The organism is Corallococcus exiguus (genome assembly GCF_009909105.1).
Taxonomy (GTDB): Bacteria; Myxococcota; Myxococcia; order Myxococcales; family Myxococcaceae; genus Corallococcus; species Corallococcus exiguus.
Window position 1 is genome coordinate 60422 of record NZ_JAAAPK010000020.1, and the last position, 10104, is coordinate 70525.

A 10104-nucleotide genomic window follows, 5' to 3' on the forward strand; every position below is an offset into this window, starting at 1 on the left:
AATGACTCCAACGGGTCGAAGAGGACTTCCTGCGGTCTCCAGGACTCAGCGTCCGTGCGTCATGATGCCGCTCTGCTCCAGCAGCCCGAACAGCTCCAGCAGGGCCTCCACGGGAAAGACATAGCCATACTCGGCATGGGCCGCGTCGCGGATATCCGCCACGGAGCGCTTGCCGTCGGCGTAGCTCGCGAGCGCATCCGCCAGTTGGTAGAAGCGCAGCTCGCTCTCCCCCTGCTCGCGCAGGGCCGTGGACGCGGTGGTCATGGCGGCCTTCACCGTTTCCACCCGGGCCTTGGATTCGGGGGGCGCGCTGCGCTCCAGGTCATCGAACGAAGCGAGCTCCTGGCCCTTCACGCGACGCGGAACGAAGGCCCGTGCCTTGCGCTCGGCTTCGCCAGGTGAGGGCTCCTTCAGGGACACGCCGCGCGCCTTCCCGTCCGCATCCAGGCGCTTCAGGGCCTGGGACTCGGCGGTCTCCAGCGCCTGGACCATCGCCTTCACCGGTTCGGCGGGCGCGCCCAGGGCCAGGCAGGAGCGCAGGGCGTCGCGTTCGCGCTGGTAGCCCGCGCGCACCCCTGCTCGGGCCAGACGGGCGAAGCCGGGCACCTGCGCGGCGGGCGTCGAGGCCAGCTCGCGGCGGGCCCGGAACTCGTCCTCCGCCACGCGCTTCGCGCCGTGCACCGCCACCAGGCGCGAGAGCTCCAGGGCGCCCGTGCCTTCGGCCCACGCGGCCACGGTGATGCCGGCCAGGCCCGCGAAGGCGGAGCGGTGCAGCTGGGTGGGGTCCACGTTCTCCGGCCGGTCGCCGCTGGTGTGGTAGGCGTCATCGGGCCACGTGGAGTAGGCGACGCCCGGGATGCCGTGGTCGTTGAAGAGCTGGTGATCCGAACCCCGGCCGTAGCGCTCCATGTGCGCATCCATCGGATCCTGCGAGCCGGTGACCGAACCGATGCGGAAGTCCTTCCTCGGTGGATAGGCCACTCCGTTGAAGCGGTTCATGAAGGCGACCGTGGATTCAGACACGGCGTTCACGAAGCTGCCATTCCAGTCCGGCGTGTACGAGACCTGAAAGCGCGAATGGACGCGGGTCATGCTGGCGCCGAGCATGTCGAAGTTGAACTGCGCCACCCGCCGCACCGGATCCGCGCCGTGGCGGGAGAACCACTCGCGGGTGCCCTCGAACTCCGGCAGCCACAGCACGCGCAGGGTTCGCACCGGCGGCGGTAGCACGCCCTTGCGGATGAGCGTGGTGTACGTGCGCACCAGCTCCAGCACCGTGGCGGAGCCAGAGGCGTTGTCGTCGGCCCCGGGCTTGTAGTGGTCCAGGTGGGCGGTGAGGACGACCTCCTCTCCCGCGAGCGTCCCGGGAATGACGCCGCTGACGATGCTGAGGTGTCCCGTGGGCGCTTGCGTGGCGACGCTCACGTCCACCTTCACCGGCCCCTCCCGCAGCTGGGCGCGCAGCTCGCGCCCCTGCCGGTCGGACACCATGAACAGGAAGGGCGTCCGCGCGCCCTGCGGCATCAGGCTCCGGGGGACGGTGGCCCAGCCCACTTGGTCCGGGAAGTCGCCGTCCATGCGGTGGGGCGCGTTCCACGGCGGCGTCGAGTAGGACGAGACCACGCCCACCGCGCCCAGCTTCACCACGGCGTTGCGCAGCGCGGACGTGGGGTGCCCGCGGGTGAGCACCACCTTGCCCTTCAGGTCCTTGCCCGCGTACTCCGCGTCCTGAGAGCCCGTGCCCACGTCGACCAGCTCCAGGTCCGTGCCCTCGAAGCTGCCGCTGCCGGTCGCCAGGGCCATGGGCAGGTCTGCGTAGGACGTCACCCGGTACCGGTGGCGACCGGACACCCACAGCTCGCCGCGCGTGGCCCGCCACTGGGGGCCGTCCTTCATGGCCTCCAGCTGGACGTTCTGGAGCCCCTCGGCCTCGGCGGCGGCTTTCGTCCAGGCGGCTGCCTCCGAGTAGCCATCGAGGCTGTCCCTCGCGATGAGGGACAGCCGCTGCACGCCGTCATGGATCCGGTCGCCCGAACTCTCCTGGATGAGGGCGCGCACCACGTCGTCCCGAAGCACCAGTCCGGTGGTGGGAGAGATGGGCCCCAACGGGGACGCGGGAGTCTGGGCGGAGGCGCTGAGTGAGACAGACAGCGCGAGGAGGGCGAAGGGCAAGGAGCGGAATGTCATGGGGTGTCTCGGGAAAACTAGCACTCGCTCCACGGAGTCACGTCCCCGGATTCAGCCTCAACCCTGGCGTGCGAATCGTTCTAGGGGTAGGGCAACTTTCCATTGTCAAATGCGACAATCCGTGTGTTCCATCCACACGGATATTCCATGCGCGCGCACGATTGGCGGTGTTCTGTCTGCTGACCGCCCTGACCGCATTCCCAGACATTGGGAACGCCCAGACGCCACCGCTTGTCATCAAGAGCGTCAGTGTCGACACGCCGACGGTCGTGGCCGTCCTGCCTGCACCGGTCGCGGTCATGCCTGGCACGTATCTGCTGACGGTGTCCGCCATGGACCCTGCCGCGTCGGGTTACGACCGCTTCAACGTGAGCATTGGAACGGGAGGCGCGGCGGGACCCAAGGGTGACACGGGGCCCGCGGCTCATTGGCTCGTGGGGAAGGAGGGAGCGGGCTCCCTCCTTCCCTGGACTTCAGTGGCTACGGGCTGAACGTGCCAGTCAGCACGCTGGCGCGGGCTCGGGGCAGGGCGCGCTTGAACGGGCTCGTCGCGAGGTCCGAGCCGGGCTGGTACCAGCTCTGGATTTCAGCGAAGTACGTCTGGCCCGACAGCAACACGCCCGGGGGCAGGTACACGCTCTGGAGATCCGTGTGCAGCGCCGCCACGCGCGTCGCGGTGGTGGAACCGTTGCTCGTGCCCAGCCGGAAGATGTTCACCACGTAGTTCGTGGCCGTGCCTACCAGCGGCTTCGACCAGCGCAGCGAGGCGTCAGTCCCCACGCCCGTAAGGTTCTGGAACGCGCCTCGCGTATTCACCAGGGGCGCCTGCACCGGTCCGACGAGGGGCTGCACGGGCGCGGCGGTGAATGCGCTTGCCTCCTGATCCACGCGGATGTCCACGCCCATGGTGTAGGGCGTCGCGGTTCCCAGCGCGTAGCTCTTCGTGAAGCCCGCGGCGGCGAGCGCCACCTTCTGCCACGTCGCCGGGAGCGCGTTGTTGTACGTCATGCTCCCCGTGACGATGTCGGTCCGCTGCGTATCAGGATTGAGCTTCACGAGCAGTGGCTGCCCGCTGATGGACGCGAGCGCCGTGCCCAGCGCGGCCGGCCGGGCGGACATCCAGATCTCGTTGTACGTGCTGACCGCATCCGGGTTCACCTGGGTGCGCATGGCTTCGAAGGCTGAGCGTCTCCAGTCCACCGCGAAGGTGCCTGTCGCGGTGGGCTGGGTGAAGGTTCCGCTGACGGAGGCGGGCTGGCCCTCCACCTGCGTGATGCTCGCGTCGAGCACCTTGTGCATCGCGCGGTAGGGCACTCCATTCGGGCTCGTCTGCCACCGCATCTGTACCAGCGAGAGCACATCCCCGAGGCCGCTGTCGAGCAGCACCGGGTTGAGCATGTCGGAGTAATCGAAGCTCAGCCCGGAGAGCGACGTGGCGCCCGTCAGGGGGAACCCCGTGACGCCTGTGTTGACGTAGCCGAACGCGCCCGCGTTCAACGAATACACCTCCAGGTAGTCCCCCGGCTGCCAGGGAGACAGGCCGGTGGCGGACACCGTCACGGGAGTGGGCAGCGAGACGAAGGTGCCATCGCGGCCCCACTCCGTGGAGCCCAGGTCGAACGCGCGGCCGGTGCTCACCAGGTAGCGCGAGCCCAGCTTCAGGTAGATGCGGCCGGAAGGGACGTTCGGCACGGAGACGGTGCCGTCCGCGGAGCCCGTGCCCGGATAGGCCGTGAACGCCCCGGTGGTTGAGTCCCGCGTGTATGCCACCACCGACGTGGCGGACTGATCGTACGGCTTCGTCTCGTTGCCCGACGTGGCGACGAAGGTGACCGGGCTGGTACCGGTGACTTGGGTGATCAGGCCCTGGGTGAGCTGGGAGGTCGTGTCCGCGGACACGGAGGAGTCCACCGCCTCGGCCTCGTCGAGACCCGCGCAGCCGACGCCGGTCATGCCGACCAGAAGCCCGAGGGAAACCAATGACATATTCATTGTGAGGGAAACCCTTTCGGCGACGCCCAGAATGGCGCCGCGCAGGGAGATTCATACCGCGCCGGTCTGACATTTCCGGGCGCGCTTCGATTCCAATTTTCCCTCGGGGCCGTGAAAACAAACGCGCTTGTCGGCAGGTGCGCCCGGCAACGGACTCCGTGGTGACGGCCTGGTGGTTGCGCCGCCAGCGACTCCAGGCCAGAACGTGCCCCGTGACTTCATCGACTTCGGGAGTGGTGCCCGTCCTCCTCCAGGCGCTTGCCCCGCCGACCCTCGCGGGCGTGCGCAAGGAGCCGAAGCCGGGCGGTTACTCCGACAGCGGCGCGGACACCGCGTTCAACCTGTCGCGGCAGGGCATCCCGGTGGTGACGCCTGGGAGCAACCCGGAGCCCGCCGCTGGGGGAGGCGTGGCGGTACTCCGCGGGCATGGAGCACGCGTCGGTTCCTGCCTTCGCGAAGCTGTCGCTCAAGCTCTCCGCCCTGGGCGCACCCTCGGAGCTGCTGGAGGCGTGTCACCTGGCGGCCCTGGACGAGGTCCGTCATGCCAGGCGGTGCTTCGCGCTCGCCCGGGCCTACTCGGGGCTGCCCTGGAGCGCGGGAATGATTCCGGAGTTGGGCCAGGAACGCCCCCAGCGTCCCAGCCCAGGCGAAGGCGACGAGTGGTCGCGGCTGGTGCGCGGGTCGTTGCTGGATGGGTGCCTGGGTGAAGGACTTGCAGCCAGCGTCGCCGCTGAAGCGTCAAGGCGGGCCAGTGACCCGGTCGTGCGGGAGACCCTGGCGGTCATCGCGGAGGATGAGGGACGGCACGCGGAGCTGGCCTGGGATGTCATTGCCTTCGCCCTGGAACGGGGCGGCGGCAAGGCGAAGCAGGCACTGCGTCAGGCATTGGAAGCGCTGGAGACGCAAAGGACGCCCTCGCTCCCCAGCATCCCAGGAGTCGATGAGTCCTTCCTGGCGCGCAACGGCGTGTTGCCCCAGGCGGAGCTGGGGCGGCTGATGGAGAAATGCATCCAACGGACGCGGGCGAGAGCCATGGGGTCGGAGTACGCCCCGACGCCGGTTACCGCTTGATCCAGCGCGTCGCGGCCCAGGTGGCGAGGAGGCCCAGCGGGATAAAGGCCGGCGCCACTCGCACGATCCACTCCAAGGTCCAGATGTCCGTTGTCCTGAGGCCCACGAAGCCTACCAACACGTAGATGACAACCATCACCAGTTGCGCTCGCCAGGTGCATCCCCGCTGATATGCCCCGGTGAGGACGATGCCCGCTCCCACCGCGGCTCCCGCTGGCGCCGAGTAAGCCGCGACGAACAGGGCCAGCTCGAAGAAAGGCATCCATCCCTGAAAGCCAAAGAACATCATCAAGACGAGGGTCGTCGCGGCGACCGCGTAGGGGATTCCGAGGACCCCGCCTTTGAGCATTCCCTTCAGCATCTGCATGCAGCCTCCTGGAACCCGGAGGTTGCACGGAGGCCTCTCCCGCGGGAGTCCGGGTCCCATGAACGGTCCGTTTTCCGCCTCCATCCGTCGAGAATGCGCGGTGAGTCGCGGTGCGCTGGTGACCGGGACTGAAAGGGCGAGTCGCAGCCCTTAGCGCGTCAGCACGGCGGCGACGTGGAGGAGCGCTTCGAGCTTCTCCGCGTCCAGCTTGCGCGCAAGGTAGAGCAGGCGGCGCAGGGCGGGCACTTCGTCTGCGCGCGCTCGCGGACGCTGGCCCTTGCGGCCTCGCACCAGGGCGGTGAGGCCGAGCATGTCCTCCGGAGACACCCTCAGCTCCGTGCAGAGACGGTAGAGCGTCGGGACGCTGGGGAGCATCTTCCCGCGCTCCAGGCGGCTGTAGACGGTGGAGAGGAGGCCCACGCGGGGGCCCACCTCGGTTTGGGTCAGGCCCTGCTCCTCGCGGGCGGCGCGGGCGATTCGGCCGATCGTGATGGCCAGTTCTTCATTCATGGGATCGGCTCGGAAGCAGGTGGAGGTGAATGCGCGCCTGAGGCTCCCCAGGCGCCGCACGAGGTGTTGCAGACGACGTCGGCCGGAGGATGCTCCATCCGGTCAGGGAGGCCAGGGGGGCGGACAGGCAGTAGGTGCGTGGACTTGAAAGAAACAGAAGAGTGAACCTGAAAGAACCATTGTGAGAGGAGAGGCATCAAGAGGAATGCCCGGGCTTCTCGTGTTTCTGGTGGCGTCCCCAGCCCCGCTGGGAGGACGTCGCATGCGAGTGGCCCTGAGTCCCGAAGGAAGGACGCCATGAGGCCGCCGCCCGCCATCCTGCCGCCCGGGGCCGAGGTATTGGGCTACACGGTGGAGCGCCAGCTGGGGCAGGGGGGCTTCGGCACGGCGTACCTTGCTCGTTTGTCCGAAGCTACAGGTCCTCGACTGGGGTGGCCGTGGAAATCCACCTGACGGTGAACTCGGCCCAGCCGTGGATTGGAAAAGGGGCAATGCTTCGAACCAATGCAGGCGTGGAGTTGAAGGTGCTTCGCCTGTGGCAGGAGCACCCCATTTCGACAGGAGAGGTCGGCCGCATTGTGGTTGAGGCCGAGGCCTCAGCGGCTGCTGCCCAAGGGGCCTTCTCGCTCAAGCTGTGGGAAGAAGGCGGGCCTCGGAGCCTCACGCTCTTCCCCTGACCTGAAGGCACGCCTCACGGAGCCCGGACGACGCTCAGGGGACGTACCGCTCGGCGGTGTTCAGCGCCACGCCGCCGTCGGTGCCTCCGATAATGAGCACACTCCCAGATTCCAGCCACGTGGCGGTGTGAGAGGTGCGCGCCGATGACATGGGGGCGATGGGTTCCCAGCCGCCATCCCGCCGGAATATCTCCGCGGAGGCACGCGGCTTCGCGTAGGAGGTTGAATACCCGCCCGTCACCAGCACCTCGCCCGAAGGCAGGGCGGTGGCCGTGTGGAGGAAGCGGGCTTCCCTCATGTCTGCCTGGGGCGTCCACGAAGCGCTGCCTGGCTCGAAGAGGTCCACGGACGGGAGGACCGTTCCAGGTGAACCCTCGAGGGAGCCGGTGACCAGGACCTGTCCAGAGGGCAGCAGCGTCGAGGCGTGCCCATTGCGCCCATGGCCCATCCGCTGCGAAAGGAGTCGCCATCCTCCATCCGGTGGGTTCGAGTCGTAGACCTCGGCGGTCGTCTCCGCTCCGTTGCGATGGTAGCCACCAATGGCCAATGCCACGCCACCGTCCAGCAGGGTGAGCGTCAGCATGTTGCGTCTGACGTTCAGGTCCCCTGTCTTCGTCCAGGAGTCGTTGTTCGGAGCATAGAGTTCGGAGGTGTTCAGCCCATCGGCATCCGAGCTGCCGCCACCCACCACCAGCACCCTCCCCGAGGGCAGCAAGATGGCGGCATGGGTGGCACGTGCTCCGCCGGGGAGGGGACTGACCTCGGTCCATTCATTCGCACCCACGTCGTAGATTTCGGCGCTGCCCAGCGCGCCACCCGTGGGGCCCCTGCCACCGACCACCAGTACGTTGCCATTCCGCAGCCGGGTGGCGGTGTGGTCCATGCGAGCCGTCCCCAGGTTCCCCCCGGGACTCCAGCTGTTTGAGGCGACGGTGTAGATCTCCGTCGTGTTCGTCGGGCTGACCGCCGAGAGGTCGCCCGTGCTGCTTCCACCAACAACAAGCACCCGGCCGTCTCCCAGAGCGGTGGCCGTATGGCCTGTGCGCCGCATCCACATGGGGGCCACGGACTTCCACCCCGGCGGTTCGCGCTCGTCATCAGGAAGGCCCCCGTCATGTCCTGCGTCCTGCCCCGCGTCCCCGCCGTCCAGTCCACCTGCATCCAGGATGTCATTGCCGTCAGGCCCCGCATCCGACCCGCCATCCTTGCAGATGCGAGGATTGTCGAGGCAGAACTGGTCCACCACTTCGTCAACGTCGAGGCACGCAGTGGCCTGGACGCCGAGCAGCAGCAATCCAAGGGCTGTCGAGCGGAGCAGGGGCTTCATGGCCACCTCCCAGACACGAACACGGACGTCCCATCCAGCCCGAGCTGCACGGGCACCGGCTTCTTCGGCGACCCCAGCAGGTACATCCCCGTGGAGGCGCCCAGCCCCACCAGCCCCGCGACCAGCAGCCCCACGGAGGCCGTCTGCAGCCTTCGCGCGCTGTGGGCCACGTTCCTGGCATCGGCCTCTGAGTGGATGTCCTTTGCCACGCCATCCAGCTTCGACTTCCGCCCCTCCGCCACCCCCCAGAAGACGCCCGCGGCGACGACGAAGGTCCCTCCCGCTACGGCGGGAATGAGCGCCCGGTCTCGCAAGGATGAGCGCGAGCCGGACACCTCCCGCACGGGAGAGGATGAAGACTCCGGGAGTCCCGTGGTGACGACGGGGAGCGGCTCTCGCGGCGCCTGAGCCTCAGGCGCTTCCGGGGGGGACTCCTGCTTCAGGGGCTCACGGGCCGCCCCTCGCGTGGCAAACTCTTTCAGGACTCGCTTGCGCACCGCTTCGAAGTGCCGCTTCACCTTGGGCGAGGCAGTCAGCGGCAACTCCGCTTCGGGGTTCATGCCGAGGGCGGCCTTGAAGGCGGCTTCGGCGTCGCTCAACCTTCCGCTCAGCTCCGCCAGGATGACGCCCTGATAGAGGGACAGCACCACCTCGTCTTCGGGCCCGTTCGACGCCTCCTTGCAGCGGGCCACCTGGTCCAGGGCACGCTCGTACTCGAGGTCCTCGAGTAACAGGTAGATGGACTCCGCGCAGATGCGCGCGTCGGGAGAGACGTCGGCTCGGGCAACTCCTGGAATGAGGGAGAGCCAGAGAAGCAACCCCCAGACACAGGTGCCGCGCCGCCACGGGATGCTCGACGACACGGCTCCTGCCTTGCCGTGGGTGGAAGGACGCATCGCATTGTCTTTCATTGAATGGGTCCATGCTCCCGGTGCTCGCGGAGATGAAGGGTTGCCCTGTCGCCTGACTGCGTCTACGGCTGCGGCGTCACCGGTGAGGTGTCGCTGCCATCCGGCGTGGAGGGGACGGCGGTGCCACTGGCCGGCTGGGAATGCGCCGCGTCGCCCAGCGGGGCTCCCTGCCGCTCCTGGAACCAGGCGTCGGCGGACGGGCCCGTGTACGTCTGCCCGAAGGGGCCTTTGAAGGCGTCCACCGCGTCGAGCGGAACTCCAGGCGCTCCGCCCTCCCCGGACGTCTGGATGACTTCCTGCGGCGGCGGGGGCGTCAAGCCCAACACCTTCTCCAGCTCCGCCTTGCGGCTCGTGCCCTCGAAGGCCGAGTCGAGCTCGTTCTTCGTCGGCTTCACCTTGTCGATGTCCTTCTGGCTGTACGGGGCGGGCTTGCACTCCGCGAGGGCCAGCGCGTTCGCCTTGTGCATGGCCTGCTCCGCGCTCCTGGCGGCCAGGGCCGCCTGCTCCTCCGCCTTCTGGAGGTTCTGGGCCGCGGTCCTGGACGCCTCGGTGGCCTCCTTGAGCTTCTTCTCCGCGGCGGCGAGGGCTTCCTTCGACTTCTTCGCCTCCTCGGGCGTCTGCCCCGGCTTCTGCGCGGCCTTGCGTGCGTCGGCGGTGGCCTTTTCCGCGGTGGCCTTCTGCCGTCGCGCGGCATCCGCTTCGAGCCGGGCCTGCGCCAGGGTGTCCCGGGCCTCCGTCGCCCCCTTGCGTTTGGCTTCGGCGGCGAGCCGCGCCGCCTCCGCCTTCTGTCGGGCCGCCTCCGCGAGGCGCTGTGCCTCGGCGGGATCGACTTTTGATGCGTTCGAGCCACCGACTGCTTTCACTCCAGCCATGGGTCCGCTCCTCTTGATTGGAGCTGGCGGGTCAATGAATGGCCGCCCCTGCAATCAATTGGGAAGAGGGAGTGGGCCCAAGGGCATCCCAAGAAATCCCTGGGGAGCCGGGCCTGAGGCATCCCCTCATATGAAGCCGAGTGCTTCCTGAAAGACGGGATGGCGGTGAAGGAGCTCGGAGAAACGCTCG

Annotated in this window: 9 protein-coding genes; 2 read left to right on the forward strand and 7 right to left on the reverse strand. The window is 68.2% G+C overall.

The window, feature by feature from the left end; translation table 11 throughout:
- Nucleotides 1-45: 45 nt before the first annotated feature.
- Both GTZ93_RS41555 and GTZ93_RS41560 read right to left on the reverse strand, forming a co-directional pair.
- Entirely contained in the window at nt 46-2187 is a 2142-nt protein-coding gene (locus tag GTZ93_RS41555; RefSeq protein ID WP_139918563.1) for a M28 family peptidase, read from the reverse strand.
- Between the two features lie 480 nt (nt 2188-2667).
- On the reverse strand, nt 2668-4179 hold the full coding sequence (locus GTZ93_RS41560) for an ABC transporter substrate-binding protein (RefSeq protein ID WP_139918565.1): 1512 nt from the start codon (nt 4177-4179) through the stop codon (nt 2668-2670).
- A gap of 426 nt (nt 4180-4605) precedes the next feature.
- On the opposite strand from GTZ93_RS41560, the gene GTZ93_RS41565 reads away from it, so the two are divergent.
- Nucleotides 4606-5250, forward strand: a complete 645-nt coding sequence (locus GTZ93_RS41565; protein WP_257979177.1) for a ferritin-like domain-containing protein — start codon at nt 4606-4608, stop codon at nt 5248-5250.
- Here GTZ93_RS41565 and GTZ93_RS41570 read toward each other — a convergent pair.
- A complete protein-coding gene (locus GTZ93_RS41570) occupies nt 5240-5617 on the reverse strand; it encodes a hypothetical protein (protein ID WP_139918567.1) in 378 nt (125 codons plus the stop codon). The two genes, GTZ93_RS41565 and GTZ93_RS41570, sit on opposite strands and share 11 nt — an antisense overlap.
- A gap of 150 nt (nt 5618-5767) precedes the next feature.
- On the reverse strand, nt 5768-6127 hold the full coding sequence (locus tag GTZ93_RS41575; protein ID WP_139918569.1) for a helix-turn-helix domain-containing protein: 360 nt from the start codon (nt 6125-6127) through the stop codon (nt 5768-5770).
- Between the two features lie 338 nt (nt 6128-6465).
- Between GTZ93_RS41575 and GTZ93_RS41580 the strand changes: the two genes are divergently transcribed.
- On the forward strand, nt 6466-6804 hold the full coding sequence (locus GTZ93_RS41580; protein WP_139918575.1) for a DUF2381 family protein: 339 nt from the start codon (nt 6466-6468) through the stop codon (nt 6802-6804).
- Between the two features lie 34 nt (nt 6805-6838).
- Here the strand turns inward: GTZ93_RS41580 and GTZ93_RS41585 are convergent, their stop codons facing one another.
- The 3 genes from GTZ93_RS41585 to GTZ93_RS41595 form a co-directional block, all read right to left on the reverse strand.
- Nucleotides 6839-8131, reverse strand: coding sequence for a Kelch repeat-containing protein (locus GTZ93_RS41585; RefSeq protein ID WP_167548750.1), 1293 nt, complete (start codon nt 8129-8131; stop codon nt 6839-6841).
- Nucleotides 8128-9027, reverse strand: coding sequence for a hypothetical protein (locus tag GTZ93_RS41590; RefSeq protein ID WP_139918573.1), 900 nt, complete (start codon nt 9025-9027; stop codon nt 8128-8130). Before GTZ93_RS41590 ends, GTZ93_RS41585 begins: the two co-directional genes overlap by 4 nt.
- Before the next feature lie 77 nt (nt 9028-9104).
- A complete protein-coding gene (locus tag GTZ93_RS41595) occupies nt 9105-9914 on the reverse strand; it encodes a hypothetical protein (RefSeq protein ID WP_180946067.1) in 810 nt (269 codons plus the stop codon).
- Between the last annotated feature and the right edge of the window lie 190 nt (nt 9915-10104).